At 72.5% G+C, this 18,819-nt stretch carries 12 protein-coding genes; 8 read left to right on the forward strand and 4 right to left on the reverse strand.

Annotation, left to right across the window (positions count from 1 at the left end):
* The first annotated feature begins 99 nt into the window (after positions 1-99).
* Together WME97_RS08170 and WME97_RS08175 are read left to right on the forward strand one after the other, a co-directional pair.
* Complete coding sequence (locus WME97_RS08170; RefSeq protein ID WP_437520054.1) at positions 100-501, forward strand: nuclear transport factor 2 family protein; 402 nt, start codon at positions 100-102, stop codon at positions 499-501.
* 143 nt (positions 502-644) lie between these two features.
* Entirely contained in the window at positions 645-4,835 is a 4,191-nt protein-coding gene (locus tag WME97_RS08175) for an ATP-binding protein (RefSeq protein ID WP_437550894.1), read from the forward strand.
* 56 nt (positions 4,836-4,891) lie between these two features.
* Here WME97_RS08175 and WME97_RS08180 read toward each other — a convergent pair whose 3' ends face one another.
* Together WME97_RS08180 and WME97_RS08185 are read right to left on the reverse strand one after the other, a co-directional pair.
* Entirely contained in the window at positions 4,892-5,308 is a 417-nt protein-coding gene (locus WME97_RS08180) for a nuclear transport factor 2 family protein (RefSeq protein WP_061614382.1), read from the reverse strand.
* Positions 5,309-5,521: 213 nt separating this feature from the next.
* The gene (locus tag WME97_RS08185; RefSeq protein ID WP_437550896.1) at positions 5,522-7,150 is read right to left on the reverse strand and encodes an N-acyl-D-amino-acid deacylase family protein; all 1,629 of its coding nucleotides are present in this window, start codon (positions 7,148-7,150) and stop codon (positions 5,522-5,524) included.
* Between the two features lie 385 nt (positions 7,151-7,535).
* Here WME97_RS08185 and WME97_RS08190 point away from each other — a divergent pair, with 385 nt between their 5' ends.
* The 6 genes from WME97_RS08190 to WME97_RS08215 all read left to right on the forward strand — a co-directional run bounded on the left by WME97_RS08190 (position 7,536) and on the right by WME97_RS08215 (position 15,428).
* Positions 7,536-8,612, forward strand: a complete 1,077-nt coding sequence (locus tag WME97_RS08190; RefSeq protein ID WP_437550898.1) for a glycosyltransferase family 2 protein — start codon at positions 7,536-7,538, stop codon at positions 8,610-8,612.
* A gap of 100 nt (positions 8,613-8,712) precedes the next feature.
* On the forward strand, positions 8,713-9,351 hold the full coding sequence (locus tag WME97_RS08195; protein ID WP_437550900.1) for a methylthioribulose 1-phosphate dehydratase: 639 nt from the start codon (positions 8,713-8,715) through the stop codon (positions 9,349-9,351).
* Positions 9,348-9,890: a 1,2-dihydroxy-3-keto-5-methylthiopentene dioxygenase gene (locus WME97_RS08200; RefSeq protein ID WP_437550902.1), complete on the forward strand. Its 543-nt coding sequence runs from the start codon at positions 9,348-9,350 to the stop codon at positions 9,888-9,890. Before WME97_RS08195 ends, WME97_RS08200 begins: the two co-directional genes overlap by 4 nt.
* Positions 9,891-9,892: 2 nt before the next feature.
* Complete coding sequence (gene mtnC, locus WME97_RS08205; protein WP_437550904.1) at positions 9,893-10,591, forward strand: acireductone synthase; 699 nt, start codon at positions 9,893-9,895, stop codon at positions 10,589-10,591.
* Positions 10,592-10,654: 63 nt separating this feature from the next.
* Positions 10,655-14,557, forward strand: coding sequence for a protein kinase domain-containing protein (locus WME97_RS08210; RefSeq protein ID WP_437550906.1), 3,903 nt, complete (start codon positions 10,655-10,657; stop codon positions 14,555-14,557).
* A gap of 286 nt (positions 14,558-14,843) precedes the next feature.
* Positions 14,844-15,428 (forward strand): O-methyltransferase, encoded by a 585-nt coding sequence (locus WME97_RS08215; RefSeq protein WP_437550908.1) that lies wholly within the window; start codon positions 14,844-14,846, stop codon positions 15,426-15,428.
* Positions 15,429-15,482: 54 nt separating this feature from the next.
* On the opposite strand, the gene WME97_RS08220 is transcribed toward WME97_RS08215, so the two are convergent.
* Both WME97_RS08220 and WME97_RS08225 read right to left on the reverse strand, forming a co-directional pair.
* Entirely contained in the window at positions 15,483-17,207 is a 1,725-nt protein-coding gene (locus WME97_RS08220; RefSeq protein WP_437550910.1) for a prolipoprotein diacylglyceryl transferase, read from the reverse strand.
* Positions 17,204-18,604 (reverse strand): hypothetical protein, encoded by a 1,401-nt coding sequence (locus tag WME97_RS08225; RefSeq protein ID WP_437550912.1) that lies wholly within the window; start codon positions 18,602-18,604, stop codon positions 17,204-17,206. The genes WME97_RS08220 and WME97_RS08225 overlap by 4 nt, the downstream gene beginning before the upstream one ends.
* Positions 18,605-18,819: the final 215 nt, after the last annotated feature.

Consider the following 18,819-nt stretch of genomic DNA (forward strand, 5'->3'; position numbering starts at 1 on the left):
CCGCCGGTCTCTCTAGCATGGGTGTGGAGCGGCGACGGCGACGCCCCCGCGCGGTCGCGCGGAACCGAGCACGGCCAGGGCGCGCGGCGGAGGTGGAGAATGTCGAAGATCACCGCGGAGCAGGCGAGAGACGAGCACGTCGCGCTCCTCAAGGCGTGGACGAAGGCGGTGGGGGGGGCCGTCAAGGACTACGGCTTCCTCGACCGCCACCTGGCCGAGGGCTGGAGGTACGTCGATTACAGCGGAGTGCAACGCGGTAAGGACGAGTACCTGAAGCTCGTCGACAGCATGTTGACGTACACGCAGGAGCTCCGGCAGTGCGACGTGCGTATCGCCGGCGGAGACGTCGCTATCGTGACCGGAGTCTACCGCTCACGCGCCGAGATCAAGGGTGGTGTCAAATTCGATAACACCATCGCCTTCACCGCGGTCTGGGAGCTCCAGGGCGGTGAGTGGAGAGCGCTCGTGCTCCACACGACGAGGATCCCTGACGCGTCGTGATCGACGTCCGCGCGGAGCGGGTCGATGTCGAGGCGCTCCGGCGGCCGGCGTCGGGCCGGCGAGGCCGGAGGAAAGATTGACAGGGATCTTGCTTCTAGTACCGTCAACTCAGGATCGTCCTGTCGACGATCTCCAGGGCTCCCATGGATCTTCGTCCGTTCCTCGCATACGCGGTGCAGATCGCATCGGCGCTATCGAAATTTCATAAGTCAGGCACCCTTCACCTGGACATCCGCCCCGCGAACCTCTCCGTGCACCCGGAGAGCGGGGAGGTGTCGCTCGACGGCGGGCTGGCCGTGGTGCGCGGCGATCTCGGCCTCTCCGACGAGGCGAAGATCAACCCGGAGTCGCTGCCCTACATCGCGCCGGAGCGGACGGGCCGCGTCGACTGGCCGATCGACGAGCGCGCCGATCTCTACTCGCTCGGCGTCACGCTGTACGAGCTGCTCTCCGGCAAGCTGCCGCTCGACGCGGACGACGCGCCCGCGTGGGCGCACGCCCACATCGCGAGGGCCCCTGTGCCGCTCGCGGAGCTGGTGCAGGACGTGCCCCGGATCGTCTCCGACATCGTCATGAAGCTCCTCGCGAAGTCTCCGGAGGAGCGTTATCAGACCGCCCGCGGGCTCTGGTCGGATCTCCTCATGTGCCATACCGAGATGGAGGAGCTCGGGATGATCGACTCGTTCCCGCTCGGGACGGCCGACATCCCGGACCGGCTGCAGCTCCCGACGAAGATCTACGGCAGGAGGCGCGAGCGCGCGATCCTGCTCGAGGCGTTCGAGCGTGTGGTCGCCACGGGCACGGCCGAGCTCGTGCTCGTCGCCGGGTACTCGGGCGTCGGGAAGACCTCGCTCGTGAAGGAGGTGCAGGCGCCCATCGTCCGCGAGCGCGGGGCGTTCATCTCCGGGAAGTTCGAGCAGCTCCAGCGCGACATCCCCTACCGCACGATCGCCCAGGCGTTCGGGGAGCTCGTCCGGCAGTTCCTGACGGAGAGCCCGCAGTCCCTCGCGGGGTGGAAGCACCGGCTGAGCGACGCGGTCGGCGAGGAGGGGCGGGTCATCACCGACATCATCCCGCAGCTCTCGCTGATCCTCGGCGAGCAGCCGCCGGTGCCGCCGCTCGCGCCGAACGAGGCGCGCAGCCGCATCGTCCGCGTGTTCCATGCGTTCCTCGGCGTGGTCGCGCGCAAGCGGCACCCGCTCGTGCTGTTCGTGGACGACCTGCAGTGGGCGGATCCCGCCAGCTTGAGGCTCATCCGCGACATCGTCGCGGTGCCCGAGAAGCGGCACCTGCTCGTGATCGGGGCGTACCGCGACAACGAGGTGAGCCCGTCGCACCCGCTCATGGAGGTGCTCCGGCAGATCCACGCCACGGGCGCGCGCGTCTCGACGCTCAGCCTCGACCCGCTCCCGCACGAGAACGTCCTCGAGCTCGTCATGGACACCTTCCGCTGCGAGGACGAGCAGGGGGCTCAGCTCACCAGGCTCCTCGTCCAGAGGACGGGCGGCAACCCGTTCTTCGTGGGCCAGTTCCTGACGGAGCTCTATCGCCAGAAGCTGGTCTGGGTCGACCCCGTGAGCGCCGTCTGGTGCTGGAACATCGAGGCCATCGCCGCGCAAAACCTGACTGACAACGTCGTCGATCTGGTGCTGACTCGCCTCAGGCGGCTCGACGGCGAGACGCAGCGGGTCCTTTCCCTCGCCGCCTGCCTCGGCGCCCGCTTCGACGCCGAGGTCCTCTCGGCCATGTACGGCGAGTCCACGCAGGCGACGCACGCCGCCATCACCCCGGCCATCCGCGAGGGGCTCGTGGCGCGCCGGGGCGGCACGTACAAGTTCCTCCACGACCGCGTGCAGCAGGCCGCGTACCTGCTCATCCGCGAGGGCAACCACACCTCGACGCACCTGCGCATCGGGCGCCTGCTGCTCGTCCAGACGCCGGAGGAGGCGCTGGAGGACCGGCTGTTCGAGATCACGAACCAGCTGAACATCGGCGCCTCCCTCATCACCGATCCGGGCGAGCGGCGCAGGACGGCCGAGCTGAACCTCCGCGCCGGCAGGAAAGCGAGGGCGTCCGGCGCCCACGGCTCCGCGGTGGCCTACTTCGCCGCGGGCTGCGCGCTGATCGGGGAGGACGACTGGGCGGGAGCCGACGATCTGCTCGCCTTCGCGCTGCACCTCGATCTCGCCGAGAGCGCGAGCGTGAACGGGGAGTTCGATCGGTCCGTCGGCCTCTGCTCGGTGCTCCTCGAGCGCGCGCGCACGCAGCTCGACAAGGCGGCCGCCTACCGCGTCCTGATGCAGAACCACATGGCCCGGTCGGAGCACGACGCGTGCATCGGCGTCGGGCTGGAGTGCCTCGCGCTGCTCGGCATCAAGCTCCGGAGGCAGCCGGCCGACGAGGAGGTGACCGCGGAGATCACGGCGCTGCGCGACGCGCTGCGCGATCGCACGGCCGACGAGATCCTGGGCCAGCCGAGGATGACGGCGCCGCCGATGGTCGCGGCGATGGGCGTGATGGCGGTGATGTACGCCTCGTCGTTCTACACCGATCCGAACCTCAACGACCTCCTGGTCTGTCAGATGGTCCGGCTCAGCCTGCTCCACGGCAACGCGGAGTCGACCGGCATCGGGTACACGAGCCTCGGCAAGGCGCTGTGCGTGAGGCTCAACGCGTACCAGGACGGCGACCGGATCGGCAGGGTGGGATACGAGCTGACCGAGAAGATGAACGCGCTCGTCTACAAGCCCGAGGTGGCCAACCTCTATGGCTGCCTGATCTCGGTCTGGACGCGCCACATCGACACCGGGATCGCCTGCCAGCTCGCGAGCATCCAGGCCGCGAACGAGGTCGGGAACCTGACGTGGGGGAGCTTCAGCAACATCCAGCTCACCTTGAACGTGCTCGTGCGGGGCGACCCGATCGAGGAGACGTACAAGGTCGCGGTGAGCGCGCTCGACTACGCGACGAAGGCGAAGATCACGTTCGCCGTGGACGCCGTGACGAGCATGCTGCGCCTGGTCCAGGCGCTGAGGGGCGCCACGCGCCACCTCGGCACGATGAGCGGGGACGACTTCGACGAGCAGGCGTTCGAGGCCCGCCTCGAGAAGGAGAGCTTCCCGAGCGTGCGGCTCGTCTTTTATATCATGAAGACCGCGCAGCACCTCCTTGCGTGCAACGACGAGGGGGCGGCCCTTGCCGCGGAGGCGTCGGAGCGCAACATCGCGGGGGGTAGCGGGTCGCTGTTCGCGGCCGAGTGCCACTATTACTGTGCCCTCGCCCGGGCGGCCCGCTTCTCCGGGGCCCCGGCCGAGGAGCAGGCCAGGCTCCGGCGGTCGCTCGCCGGCCACGAGGAGCAGCTGCGCGTCTGGGCCGAGAGTTGCCCCGACAACTTCGCCGGCAAACACGCGCTCGTAGCGGCGGAGCGCGCGCGCGTCGACGGCAGGCACGACGAGGCCGCGGCGCTCTACGATAGGGCGATCGTGGCCTTCCGCGAGTCCCGGTTCATCCACCAGGAGGCGCTCGCGAGCGAGCTCGCCGCCCGGTTCTACCTGGATCGCGGCTACAGCGGCCTGCCGGGGCTCTACCTGCGGGAGGCGGTGGCGTCGTACTCGCGCTGGGGCGCGAGCGAGAAGGTGAGGCAGCTCGAGCAGCGGCATGCGCTCGTCCTGAACCAGGAGCAGCGCCGCGCGACGAGCCGCGGCGTCATGACGATGGCGGCGGAGGCCATCGACGCGCAGACCGCGGTGAAGGTCTCGCGGTCGCTCTCGAGCGACATGACGCCGAAGGAGATGATGGAGTCGCTCATGCGGCTCGTCGTCGAGCACGAGGGGGCGGAGCGGTGCTGTCTCCTGCTCACCGGGGACGGCCTGCGGCTCGCCGCCGAGGCCGTGGTGGACCGCGACGGCATCAGCATCCGCGTGTACGAGCGGAGCACGGCGCCGCTCGCGACCCGCGTCCCGGCGTCGATCGTCAACTATGTCGAGCGGACGCGGGAGCGGGTGGTGCTCAGCGACGTCGGGGCGAGCGGCGCCTTCGCCGGGGACGAGTACCTCGTGCGCGAGCGGCCGAAGTCGGTGCTGTGCATGCCGCTCATGAAGAACCCCGGCGAGGTGGGCGGCCTCCTCTACCTGGAGAACCGGCTGGTCCACGGCGCGTTCATCCTGCGCCGGCTGCCGCTCCTCGAGTTCCTGGCCGCGCTGTCGCTGCAGAACACCGTGCTCCGCGGCGAGCTGGAGCAGGAGGCGCTGAAGGTCCAGCGGACCGAGGAGGCGCTGCGCCGGAGCGAGAGGGCGCTCCGGGATCTGGCGGAGTCGAGCGACGTCCCCACGTGAGGCGCGGGCCGCGCCGCCGCACCGGCGTGGTGTGGCGGCGCGGCGTTCAGGCGCTCTCAGGCGCTCTCGAGCACGTGGCCCACGCTGTCGAGGAACGGCCTGTCCGACACGGAGAGGTGGAGCTGCACGAACCGCCAGTGATCCCCGTGGCGCTCCACCGTGCAGGTCAGTCGGAGCGCGGGCAGGTCGAAGCGCACGCCGCCCATGGTGGCGTGGATACCGAAGCCGGCCGTCCCGGCGCAGGCGGCCGCTCCCCCCGCCAGCAGACGCACCTGGACATCGCCGGTGATCCTGCACACGAGGTCCTTCAGGATCTCGCTCTGCCGCCGGAACGAGGCCTCGATCTCGGCCCAGCGCGTGAAGTGCAGCTTGTCGTGTGTGCCGTAGAAGATCAGGGCATCGTCACGTACGAACATGTCGCATAACGCGTCCACGTCGCCTCGCTCGAAGGCGCGCGCGAACTCGACGAGCATCTGGCGAACCGAATCTTCTGGACTTGCCGGCTTTCTCTCCGTGGACTCCATGCGCTCCGCTGCTCCCGTACCGATCCGAGCCTGATCTCGGCCGAGCATACAGCACCCACATGCGGAACGATGGAGCCATCGCTCATCTCGCGCTCCGGCGCGATCCTGTTGAAGCGGTCGGAACCGAACGTCCCTGAGCGTCAAAGGGTATGGCCGCCCCGCCTACCTGCGCAGGAGGCGCCCCTGCCGGGTCTTGCTCGTCAGCGCGCCGTCCTGCGCCACCACCTCGCCGGTGATCAAGACGGCGCGGATCCCCGTCGGCGGCGCGTCGGCCCGCCGCGGCGTCGTGTTGTCCGCCACCGTGGCCGGATCGAACACGACGAGATCCGCCCAGTGCCCGGGCAAGATGCGCCCCACGTCGCGGAGCCCGATCCGCTCGGCGGGCAGCGAGGTCATCCGGCGCACGGCCTCCTCGAGCCGGAACAGGCCGACGTCGCGGCTGTAGTGGCCGAGCACCCGCGGGAACGTGCCAAATGACGCCGGGTTGTGCTGGCCGCGCCGGGTGAGGATCGCGTCGGTCTCGAACGCGCAGAGCGGGTGCGAGAGCACGGCCCGGAGCGGCTCGTCGTGCGCATCGACGCCCGAGTACGTGTTCAGGAGGACGCGCGCCTTGCCGTCGCTCACGCGGGCGACATGCACGTAGGCGTCGAACTCGCTCCCGCCGAGGCGCCCCGCGATCGCCTCGAAATCGAGCCCCTCCAGCGCCGCGAGCTCCGGCGCTCCGCCCCAGAGCAGCCGGATGTCGGCATACGAGAGCCCGAGGAGCCGCCGGAACATCGCGAACTCCCGCCGGAGCCGGCGGAGGACGGCCGGGTCCCCGATGCGGGCCCGGAAGTCGTCGAGCACCCAGGCGGGGAAGAGGGCGTTCACCGTGGTGTTGCCGACCGTGTAGGGGAACGCGTCGAAGGCGGCGTCGACCCCTCTGTCCACGGCCCGCTCGATCGCGCGGAGCACCCAGGGCACCGTGGGCCACGTCCGCCGGCCGATGAAGATCTGGTGCGAGAGCTGGATCTTCGCGCCGCTCTCCTCGGCCAGGCCGAGCAGCTCGCGGACGGAGCGGAGGTTGTGCGGCGGGCCGAGGAGCAGCGGCCTGTAGAACGGCGATATCCACGTGTAGGCCCGGCCGTGGACCGTGAACACGCCCCCTTCGTCGGCCACCGCCCGGAGCAGCGTCAGGAGCTCGTGCCTTCGCGCGAAGACCCCGGGCGTGTAGGCGAGCCCGGCCGAGAGCCCGAACGCGCCCTCGCGGAGCGACGCGCGCGCCAGCGCGCAGAGCGCGTCCATCTGCTCCGGGCTCGGGGGAGCGGCGCTGTTGCCCATGACCGCCTGGCGGAGCGTGCCGTGGCCGACCAGGAGCGCCGCATTGACGAGCAGCCCGCCGGCCTCGAGGGCCGCCAGCAGCTCGCCCATCGAGCGCCACCGGTAGGCGAGCGCTCCGTCCTTCAGGATCTCCGCGGAGTGCTCCACCAGCGGAATCGACGCCTCGGTGACCGGGGCAGGGGAATGACCGCAATTGCCCGCCACCACGGTCGTGATGCCCTGGGCGACCATCGGCGCGAGGACATCCTCGTGGTCGGGCAGCGCGAGGAGCCAGTCGACGTGCGAGTGGATGTCGATGAAGCCGGGCGCGACGGCGAGCCCGCTGGCGTCGAGCGTCCGCCCTCCCGCGAGCGCGCCCGGCCCGGCGATCGCGGCGACCTTGCCCTTCTGGATCCCGAGGTCCGCCACGTAGCGAGGCTGGCCGCTGCCATCGAGGATCGTTCCCTGCGAGATGACGAGATCGAAGTCCATCTGCACGCCTCCTGGAGGAGCTCTGTCGCAAACCACGCGGAGCCGTGGGAAGCCCGGCGCGGGGCATGGCCGCGCTGCGGATCATGAGCTCCGTGCGGGCCGTGCGCTCTCCGATCCGGGCTCCGCGGATTTCGCGCCCCGGCGGACGCGCCCTTCGAGCCGCTGCCCTGCCAGCACGAGTCCGTCTGTTCGCCCCGCGCGCCCCGCATGAGCCCGCCGGTGTGCAGCCCGAGCCCAGCGATCTGCCCCGACCGGGCCCAGGCCGCGCCTCGCAGTGCAGTTCGCTCCGCTCGACCCCGCGAGATCGCCTGGCCCCGCGATTGTATCCGCCGCTGTCGCAGTCCTGCGGCGGGTCGACTCGACCCGCGAGGGACCGGGGGAGTCCATGGATCGAACAGCGAGCGCGCCTCGATGCGGGCGTCTCTCTCTGCGCCCGCTCGCCGAGCGGCCGCGGTGCAGCATCGTCATTCCCTGTTACAACGAGGAGCGCTACATCGAGGACGTCCTCCGCTGCGCCCTCGAGCAGCGTTATCCTCCAGAGCTCCTCGAGATCTTCGTTGTCGACGGCGGCTCGACCGACAGGACACGGGAGCTCGCCGGCCGCGTCGCGGCGGAGGATCCACGGGTGACGCTCCTCCACAACCCCGACCGGATCCAGGCCGCCGCGATGAACATCGGCATTCGCCGGGCGCGAGGTGAGGTGATCGTCCGGATGGACGCCCACGCCGACTACGCCGGCGACTACGTGGCTGCGTCGGTCGCGGCGCTCCGGAGGACCGGCGCCCTCAACGCGGGCGGCGCGGCGCGGCCGCGCCACCGGAACGGCTTTCAGCGGGCGCTCTGCATCGCGCTCTCGAGCCCCCTCGGCGTGGGCGGCTCGGCGTACCGGGACCCGTCGCGCGAGGGGTTCGTCGAGTCGGTGTTCAACGGGGCTTTCCGGCGCGAGGCGTTCGAGATCGCCGGCCTCTACGACCCGGCCGCCATCACCAACGAGGACGCCGAGCTGAACCAGCGCATCATCGAGGCTGGCGGCGCGGTCTACCTGTCCCGGGAGATCGTCGCCTATTACTACCCGCGGTCGTCGTTCGCCGCGCTCTTCCGGCAGTATTTCGCGTATGGCAAGGGGCGCGCGCGCACGCTGCTGTGCCGCCGCAGGTTCCTGTCGCTCCGGCCGGCGCTGCCGTTCTTCATGGTGACGGCCTTCGCGCTGCTCGCGCTCGCTTCTGCGCTCGCGCCGGCGGTCCTCCCGGCGCTGGCGCTCGCCTCGCTCGCCTATGCCGCGCTCGTGATCGCGGAGTCGCTCCGGCTCGCGCGGCGCGCCTCGCCGCGCGATTTCCCCCTGCTCTGCGCCATCTTCCCCGCGGTGCACGCCGCGCACGGGCTCGGGTTCTGGGCCGGCCTGCTCCGCGGCGCGCGGGACGGCGCTGGCCGGCGCGAGGCCGAGCGCCTTCCGGCGCCGTGAGCGCGAGCAGCGCTTGATCCCCGGGTTCAGCGGCTCGGACGCGCCTCGAACGGCGGCGCGGCGCGTTGATCGCCCGCGTTCGCTTTGGTATGTTTGCGCCGTGAGCGTACGCGGGACGTCGTTTGCCTCGTTCTCCTCGGTCGCGGCCGAGCTCATCGAGCTGTCCCGCTTTTGCCATGAGCGCGGCTGGACGCCGGCCACGAGCGGCAATTTCTCCGCCCGGCTCGGCGACGACACCCTCGCGATCACGGCGTCCGGGCGGCCCAAGGGCGCGCTCGGCGTGTCGGACATCGTCGTCGTGAATGCGGACGGCCGCCTGACCGGGCCCTCGCCGGCCCGCCCGTCGGCCGAGACGGCGCTGCACTGCCAGCTTTACCGGCACTCCAGCGAGATCGGCGCCGTCGCGCACACCCACTCGCGGGCGGCGACGGTGCTGTCGCGCCGGTGCGCGCAGGAGGGGTACGTGACCCTCTCGGGCTACGAGGTGGCGAAGGCGCTCTCCGGGATGACGACGCACTCCGCCACGGTGCTGCTCCCGGTCTTCGTCAACACGCAGGACATCCGGAAGCTGGCGGAGGACGTCGATGCGTTCATGTCGGCGCATCCGCCCGTGTATGGCTACCTCATCGCAGGTCACGGCCTGTACACATGGGGCTCGGACATCCCGAGCACCATCCGCCACATCGAGGCGATCGAGTTCATGCTGGACTGCGCGCTGCTGGAAGGAGGGCTATCATGAGCCGATTGCGGGTTTACCGGGAGAGCGACCCGACGAGGGCCGACGAATACACGACGCTCGAGGACATCACCCGCGTCGCCGCAGAGGCGCAGATCCGCTTCGAGCGCTGGTCCGCCGAGCGCCCGCTGCCGCCGGGCACGGCGCAGGAGCGGGTGCTCGAGGCGTACGCGGGGCCGGTGAAGCAGCTCTCCGAGGCGTGCGGGTTCGTGACGGCGGATGTCGTGTCGGTGTCGCCGGGCACCCCCAACCACGCCGAGCTCAGGCGGAAGTTCCTGGACGAGCACATTCACACCGAGGACGAGGCGCGCTTCTTCGTCGAGGGGCGAGGGCTGTTCTGCATTCATCACGGCGAGCGCGTGCTCTCGTTCCTCGTCGAGAAGGGCGATCTCATCAGCGTACCGGCCGGGACGCGGCACTGGTTCGACATGGGGCCTGAGCCCTCGTTCACCTGCATCCGGTGGTTCTCCGACCCGAGGGGGTGGGTCGCCGAGCACACCGGGTCGGACATCGCGTCGCGCTTCCCGCGGCTCGAGGCGTGAGCGTGGCGCCGCTCCCTGCCCGCGCGGTGCTCGTCGACATCGAGGGGACGACGACCGACGTGCGCTTCGTGCACGACACGCTGTTCTCCGTGGCGCGCCGGGATCTGGCCGCGTACGTCGCGGCGCACGCCGGGAGCCCGGAGGTCGAGGCCGCCCGGCGCGCGGTCGCGCGCGAGCGGGGCGAGAGCGAGCACGCCGTGGGCGACGGCGATCTCGCGGCGGCGCTGCTCGCGTGGATCGACCAGGATCGCAAGGAGACGACGCTGAAGGCGCTCCAGGGCAAGATCTGGCGCAGCGCCTACGAGTCGGGGGGGCTCCGGAGCCACATCTACGCAGACGTGGAGCCGGCGCTGCGGAGATGGCGAGACCTCGGGGTGACGCTCGCCGTGTTCAGCTCCGGGTCCGTCGAGGCGCAGCAGCTCCTCTTCCGGCACACGACGGCCGGCGATCTCACCGGCCTGTTCACGGCGTTCTTCGATACGACGACCGGGCCGAAGCGAGAGGCGGGCGCTTACCAGCGGATCGCGGAGGCGCTCGGGCTGCAGCCGGGAGAGGTGCTGTTCCTGTCCGACATCGTGGCCGAGCTCGACGCCGCGGCGGCCGCCGGCATGCGCACGGTGCAGCTGCTCAGGCCGGGGACGGCGCGGGACGCGGAGAGCCGCCACGCCGTCGCGGAGCGCTTCGACGACATCGCGCCGTAGCTCGCCAGGCGGCGGCTCGTTCCGCTTGGCGCGCGAGTGACCGCGCTGACATCCTTGGCGCGCATGCTTCACGGCAGACTGCTCGCCGGCCGGTTCGAGGTGGTCGAGCTCGCGGGAACGGGCGGGATGGGCGCTGTCTACCGGACCGTGGACCGCGCGAGCGGCGATGTCGTCGCCGTGAAGCTGCTCGGCGATCTCGACGCGCAGGCGGCGGCGCGCTTCGGTCACGAGGCGCGGGCGCTCGCCACGCTCGATCACCCGCACGTCGTGCGTTACGTGACGCACGGGGTGGCGCCCACCGGGGAGCCTTATCTGGCGATGGAGTGGCTCTCCGGGGAGAGCCTCTCGGCCCGGCTGTCGCGTCGACCGCTGGACGTGGAGGAGAGCGTCGCGCTCGTGCGCGCGGTGGCGGACGCGCTCGGCGCGGCGCACGCGCGCGGGATCGTCCACCGCGACATCAAGCCGAGCAACCTGTTCCTCCCGGGCGGGGCCGCCGACCGGGTGAAGGTGCTCGACTTCGGCATTGCCCAGCTCTCGGGCGCCTCGGCGCGGCTGACGCGGACAGGGGCCCTCGTGGGCACCATCGGCTACATGGCCCCCGAGCAGGCCAGCGGGGAGCGCGCGCAGCTCGACGCGCGCGCGGACGTCTTCTCGCTCGGGTGCGTGCTCTTCGAGTGCCTGACGGGTCGTCCGGCGTTTCACGGGCGGCACTTCATGACCATCCTGACCAAGCTCCTCCAGGAGGAGCCGCCGCGGGCGAGCGCGCTGCGGCCCGAGGTGCCGCAGGCGCTCGACGAGCTTCTTGCGCAGATGCTGGCCAAGCGCCCGGAGGGGCGCCCGGCCGACGGCGCGGCCGTGGTGCGCTGCCTCGACGCGCTCGGCGCCTCGACGGCGGGCGGCGCTCGCTCCAGCCTGGCCGCCGTCGAGCTCGTGACCGCCGCGGAGGTGTGGCTCTGCTCGGTCGTGGCCGTCGGGCCGGCGGACGTCAGCGCGCCGGCATCGACGGAGATCGTGCCCGCCGGTCGAGCGCAGCGGAGCGCGGTCGCCGCCGTCCGGCGCGAGACCTCGCCCCTCGGCGCGGTCGTGCAGGAGCTGGCCAGCGGCGCGGTCGTGGCGATCCTGGCGGCGGGGGCGGGCGCGGGCAGCGCCACCGACCAGGCGGCGCTCGCGGCCCGCTGCGCGCTGCGGATCGGCGCGTCGGTCCCCGGAGCCAGCGTCGTGCTGGTGACGGGGCGCGGCGAGTCGACGGGACGATCGCTGCTCGGCGAGGTCCTGGACAGGGCGGCCCTGCTGCTCGACGACGCGGCCGCCCGGGGCCGCCCGGGCCGCCTCCGCGTCGCTGTCGACGCCGTGACGCGGGCCCTGCTCGACGCGCGCTTCGAGGTCGCGGAGCAGGACGGGCTCTCCTGGGTGGAGGCGGAGCGCGAGGTCGCCGACGGCGCGCGCAGGCTGCTGGGCAAGCCGAGCCCCTATGTCGGTCGCGCTCGGGAGCTGCGCAGCCTGCTCGATCTCGTCGAGGAGAGCTTCACCGAGCCGCGCGCCGCGGTGGCGCTCGTGACCGCGGCCGCGGGGGTGGGCAAATCGCGCCTGCGTCACGAGCTGGTCCAGGCGCTGCGGCCGCGCCATCCCGAGCTCGTGCTGGGCGTCGGCAGCGGGGACTCCATCGGCGCGGGCTCCGCGTTCGCGATGCTCGCCGGGTCGCTCCGGGGCGCGCTCGGGATCGCGGCCGGCGAGGCCCCCGAGGCGCAGCGGGAGAAGCTCGCGCGGGCCGTGGGCCAGCTGTTCGCGGGGGAGCAGCAGCAGCGCGTGGCCTGCTTCCTCGGCGAGCTGCTCGGCGTTCCTCTCGCCGACGGCGGGCCGCTGCTGCGGGCCGCGCGGCAGGACCCGGCGCACATGGCCGACCGGATCCAGGAGGCCTACCTGGACTACGCGCGCGCCGTGACGAGCGCGCGGCCCATGCTCGTCGTCCTCGAGGATCTGCACTGGGGAGATGCGCCTTCGGTGAAAATCTTCGATCACGCGCTGCGGGCCCTCGGCGAGCGCCCCTATGTGGTGCTCGCGTTCGCGAGGCCCGAGGTCCACGAGCTCTTTCCCCGGCTCTGGATCGAGCGAGGGCTCACGCAGATCCGGCTGCGCGAGCTGTCCGCGCGGGCCGCCGAGCAGCTCGTGCGCGGCGCGCTGGGCGCGTCGGTCGCGCCAGGGACCGTGGCGGCGATCGTCGATCGGGCGGCGGGAAACGCCTTCTACCTGGAGGAGCTCGTCCGGGCCGTGGCCGAGGGGCGCGGCGGTGCGTTGCCGGAGACGGTGCTGGGCATGGTCGAGGCGCGCCTCGCGGCGCTCGATCCCGAGGTGCGGCGGCTGCTCCGGGCGGCGAGCGTCTTCGGGGATGTGTCGTGGATCGGCGGCGTGAGCGCGCTCGTCGGCGCGCGCACCCCGGCGTCGGGGGCGAGCGACGCGGACGCCTGGGCGGAGCTGTTCGATCGCGAGATCCTCGAGCGCCGCCCGAGCTCGCGCCTCGCGGGGCAGGAGGAGATCGCGTTCCGTCACGCGCTCCTGCGGGAGGGGGCTTACGCGATGCTCACCGAGCGCGACCGGGCGGTCGGGCACAGGCTCGCCGGGGAGTGGCTGCTCTCGGCCGGCGAGCAGGATCCGATGGTGCTGGCCGAGCACTTCGCGCGGGGCGGGGATGGGCCGCGCGCGGGGGGGTTCTACCTGCGCGCCGCCACGCTGGCGCTCCACGGGGCGGACGTGCAGGCGGCGCTCGCGCGGGTGGAGAAGGGGATCGCTTGCGGGGCCGAGGGCGAGCGGCTGGCCGAGCTCCACCTGCTCCGGATGAACGCCCTCATCTGGACCGACGACGCCGCGCGCGCCCACGCGAGCGCGCTCCAGGCGCTCGAGCTCGCCGCGCCCGGGAGCCTCGCCTCCTGGCGTGCCCTGAGCGGCGCGATGTACTGCGTCGCGCTCTGCGACGACCGGCGGGCCGTGGAGGTGCTGATCCCGCGCCTCCTGGCCGAGGAGCTCCCCGTCGACGTCCTGAGCCCGGAGCTCGCGACCCGGATCGTCTTCAGCCTGCTCTGGGACGGGAGGACGGCGCTGGCGGAGCGGATCGTGCGCCGGCTCGAGCACGTCATCGCGCCGGCCGTCGAGGGCGATCTCCATGCGGCCCTCTGGATCGAGCTCACCCGCGGCTTCTGGCGCTGCCATGCGGCGCGGGACCTGTGGGGAGCGCTCCAGGCGAACCTCGCCGCGGCGCGGCGCGCCGAGTCCCTCGGCAGCGGGCTGTTCGTCGCCTGGGCGTGGATGCTGGTGGCGATCGATTACACGAGGCTCGGCGACATGGCCGCCGCCGATGGGTGCCTCGATCGCGTGCTCGCGACCGAGGGCCTGCTCGACTACGTGTTCACGACCTCGGTGACGTGCCGGATCGTCTCGCTCCTCGAGCGGCGCAGGCTCACCGAGGCGGTGGAGATGTCCAGCAGCCTGCTCCAGCACATGCTCGCGCGCGGCCATCGCAGCCGGAGCGTGATCCCGCGGCAGCTCCTCGCCGAGGGGCGGCTGCTCCTCGGCGATCTCGCCCGGGCGGAGGAGGAGCTCTGCGCGGCGGGGGATCCGGCGGTGATGGCGCCCTTCGCCGGGGCCGTGCATCTCTCGTTGTTCGCCGAGATCCGGCTGCGGCAAGGGCGGACGGAGGAGGCCTGCGCGATGGCCGGCGAGGCGCTCGCGCTCCAGCGGCAGGCTGGCACGGTCTTCCTGCTGCGGCAGGAGGTGATCCCTGCGCTGTACGCCGAGGCGCTGCACGCGAAGGGCGACGCGGAGGCGGCGCGCGCGGTCGTCCGAGAGGAGCGCGGCGCGCTGCTCGCTCGCGCGGCCAGGATCGAGGAGCCTGCGTTCCGGAGGAGCTTTCTCGAGAACGTGTCCGCGAACGCGCGGACTCTGGCGCTCGCGCGGGTGTTGCTCGGGGAGTAAGGCTCGGACGGCTGCAGCGGAGCCAGCGGTGGAGGGCGTGCTGCGCGGGGGGGCGGCGGGGCTGTCCCACAAACTCGCGCCTTTTGGGGGGCTATTGCCTTGTGTGCGGGAGGCGAGATCGGGGGGCGAGCGGCTGCGCTGCGGGCCGGCGCTCGGGGTTTGTGGGGGCCTGCCCCGCCGCCCCCCCGCGCAGCACGCCCTCCACCGCTGGCTCTTTCCAGGGGGGCCGCCAGATCGAGGTGCTGTAGAGTGACGCGCGACTGGCCGCGTGAAGAGGGATCGGGTCATGAAGGAGCTGGAGAATTTGAGACCGCCTGCGGCGCTCGAGGAGATCGAGCGGACCACCGCGGAGATCGGGTTTGCCATGGCGAGTGACAGGCAGACGGGCTCGATGCTGCGTACGCTCGCCGCCGCCAAGTCGGGCGCTTTCCTCGAGCTCGGGACCGGCACGGGCATTTCTACGTGCTGGATCCTCGATGGCATGAATGCCAGCTCCACGCTCGTCTCCGTGGAGCACGACGAGAAGGTCCAGGACGTGGCGCGGCAGCACCTCGGAGGCGACCCCCGCCTCACGCTCAAGAACATGGATGGCGAAGCCTTCTTGCGGTCGGTCCGGGGGCAGCAATTCGAGCTCGTTTTTGCCGATACATGGCCGGGCAAGTACTACGCCCTCGACGAGGCGCTGAGCCTGATCAAGCCCGGCGGGCTCTACGTCATCGACGACATGCTCCCTCAGCCCAACTGGCCTGATGACCACGCTCCCAAGGTGGCAGAGCTGATCGCCGCTCTCGAGCGACGCCAGGATCTCGTGCTGACCAAGCTCTGCTGGTCGTCAGGGCTCATCATCGCGACCAAGATCGGTCGCGCCTAGAGAACGGCCGCGCCCGCATGGTCGAGGAGCTGCCGGCAGGTCCAGCGACGGCTGTCACAGCAATCCTGCGCCGGCCCAGAGCCCGGGCTCGTACGCCACGAGCGCGTCCACGTCGTCCGAGGCGAGCACGAGGAAGCTCAGCGGCGAGAAGCCGAGGAACAGGTGCGAGGTGATCGGGAACTGGATCCCCCACCCGAAGCGAGCGCCGAAGGCGCCCACGCTCTCGAAGTAGGGAGAGTCGAAGAAGATGCGGTGGTAGCCCGGCGTGATCCCGACCGACATCTCGACGTGCGACCCGACCCCCATCACGAGCCGGAGCGGCACGCCGACCGCGAGCTGGTTGACGTCGGTGGTCGAGACGGTCCGGAGCTCGACGCCGACCTCGAAGCGGCGCGCCTCGCTCAGACGGAGGCGCGCGAGGACGTCGAGATCCACGGACATCCCGTCCTTCACCGCGAAGCGCCCCGGCACGAAGTAGCCGGAGATCCCGAGCGAGAGCGCCATCCGCCGCGCGTTGGCCTCGGCCTGATGACCCGTCGCGGGCTGCTCCGCGGCGGGCTCCGGCGACGTATCCGGGGTGCGCCTCTGCGGCTGCGCGGCAGCCGCCGGCGAGGGAGGGGGGGCCGCGGGGTATCCGCCCGCCGGCGGCGGGTAGGGGTAGGCCGGGGGAGGGCTTCCCACGGGCGGCGGGTAAGGGTACGGCGCGGGGTATCCGCCCGCCGCGGGCGGCGGGTAGGGGTAGGGCACGGGGTACCCGCCCGCGGGCGGCGGGTAGGGGTAGGGCGCGGGGTATCCGCCCGCGGGCGGCGGGTAGGGGTAGGGCGCGGGGTATCCGCCCGCGGGCGGCGGGTAGGGGTAGGGCGCGGGATACCCGCCCGCGGGCGGCGGCGCGTACGGTTGGGCCGCGGCCTCGCCCGCGGCGAGGCTCAGGGAGGCGAGCGCCACCAGCGCGGGCGCCACAGCGGCGGCGCGCCGCGCGCCGCGAGCCCGGCGCGCGACGGCCGCCGCGAGCCCCAGCAGGAGCGCCAGCGAGACGAGCTGGCCGGTGCTGAGGCCCCCATACACGCCGCGCCCGGCGTCCCCGCGGAGGAGCTCGATGAAGAACCGGCCCGCCGCGTAGAGCGCGAGCCATGTCCCGAACGCGCGCCCGTCCCGGTGCCCCCGGACGAGCCAGAGGGCGGCGATCGCGCTCGCCATTGCCCCGAGCGCCGCCTCGTAGAGCTGCGTGGGGTGCACGGGCAGGCTCGGCGCGCCGAGGGGCACCCAGCCGGCCGCCGCGTGGTCCGCCGCCGCGGGGCTGCCGGCAGGGAACCGGACGCCCAGCGCGCCCCCGGTGACGCGGCCGTAGTCGCACCCCGCGAGGAAGCACCCGGTGCGCACGCAGGCGTAGGTGATCCCGAGCCCGGGCACGAGCCGGTCGAGGAACGGGAGCACCGCCGCGCCGCGGCGGTAGAGGACCAGGCCGGCCACGGCGACGCCCGCGATGAGGCCCCCGTAGGCGGCGCGGCCGGCGTGGAGCACCGGACCCCACGAGCCCCCCGCGAGCGCCTCGGGCGCGGCGCGCAGCGCCTCGAAGACGTAGCCGCCCAGGAGCGCCGCAACGTAGCCCGAGAGGAGCGCCCGGCCCTCCACGGCCACGTCGCCCCGATCCCTGCGCACGAGCCAGAAGAACGCCGCCGCCCCGAGGAGCCCCGCGACCGCGACCATCACGGTGTAGGTCGGCGCGAGCCACGGCGGCAGGCCGTGGCGCTCCAGCCAGAGCATCACCGTCCGGTTCACGGCCGCCTCCGGATGTGCAGCAGCATGTAACCCGCGGGCAGCAGCAGCCAGAACGCGGCGCCGAGCGGCACGGGCGCGCCCGGGCGGCCTCCTCCGGGATCGCGCCGGCCGGCGCTCAGCTTGCAGCTCGAGTTGCTGCCGGTGGATGGATCGCCGTCCTTGCAGTTCTGGTTGCAGTCGCGGCAGTTCTGGTTGCAATCGCTGCAGTTCTGGTTGCAATCGCTGCAGTTCTGGTTGCAACCCGAGACGTCCTCGTTGCAGCTGTCGCAGCCGCCGCCGCAGCTGCCGCAGTCGTCCCCGCCCGACGTGCCGCTCGGCGCGCTCGGGGTGACGGCCGGGGCCGTCGGGCTGCCGTACTGGAGGCAGCGGTCGAGCAGGGCCATGCAGCCCTCGTCCCCGGCGAACGCCAGCGCGCCGTCGCGCCCCGCGATCGGCAGCGCGGCGCACGCGCCGCTGCCCGCGGACAGGACGCACTCCTTGACCCCGTCGATGCTCAGCAGCGCGAGGACGCAGAGCGCCTCGGCGTTCAGCGCTCCGGCGTTGACCCAGGAGCACTCTGCCTGCGCGTCCGCGAACGTCGGGTCAGTGCGGTCGTGCTCGCACTGCCCGGCCACGGCGCAGGTGCACACGTCCCGCACCTCGGCGGCGCACTCCGCGACGGACGAGGGGAGGTGATAGGGGTTGAAGCGCACGGATCGCGGCTCGCTCCGGGGCCACGCGGGCATCGCGGCGCCGTCCGAGGGGGTGGGGAGCGCGGGCGCGTCCTTGGGCGAGAGGGCGCTCAGCGCGACGAGCCACGCGGCGTTGACGTACACCGTGCGATCCTGGGCGACGACGCCTGCGGGCAGGCCGGTGACGCGGACGAGGGCCTGCGCGTCCGCGCGCCGCGCGAGCTCCGCCAGGATCTCGCCCGCCCGGCCGCCGAGCGCCGCGTCCTCCAGCGGAGCGGTCTCCGGCGACGCCGGCGGGCCCGCGAGGGCCGGCGCGGATCGATCGAGCGGCGCCTCGGGGCCGCGCCCCCCCGCGACGGGCGTGACCGAGCGGAGCACGAACCCATCCTCGGACGGCTCGAGCGCGCCGAGGACGATCGCGTCCTTTCCCACCTCGCCCCGCGCCGCGTCCGCGTTGCGGACCAGCGCGGGGACGCTCGCGATCTCCGCGCCGTCGATCGCCGTCTCGTCCCCCTGCTCGCCGTGCGCCTCCTCCAGCCGCACCGCCACGTCGTGCAGGACCTCTTCCGGCAAGGCGGCGAGGACCTCCGGCGCGGCGCTCAGCGCGTCGCGCAGCGGCAGGTCGTCGTACGGCGGTGTCTCCGCGCCGCACGCGCCGAGCGCCGGGAGCGCCAGCAGCGCGACAGCACGGAAGTTCGCTCTCTCGATGAAGGCCTTGGTTCGCATGCCCCTCCCTCGAACCCCGTCAGGCGCGCGACGCCCGACACGGTGCGCCCTGCTCGATCGAGCGAGCCCGCATCAGGCAGGCGAGGCGCCTGCGACCACGGTACCAAAAGATCTCCCCGCGAAGATCGCCGTGATCCAGGGGTGACCGATGGAGCCTTGTGTGCGAGCCGGTGCTCGGCGTTCCCGCCATCGCGTCCGTCCCGCAAGAAGAGGGG

Origin of the sequence: Sorangium sp. So ce367, from assembly GCF_051520455.1 — a bacterium.
In the GTDB taxonomy this organism is placed as follows: Bacteria; Myxococcota_A; Polyangia; order Polyangiales; family Polyangiaceae; genus Sorangium; species Sorangium cellulosum_B.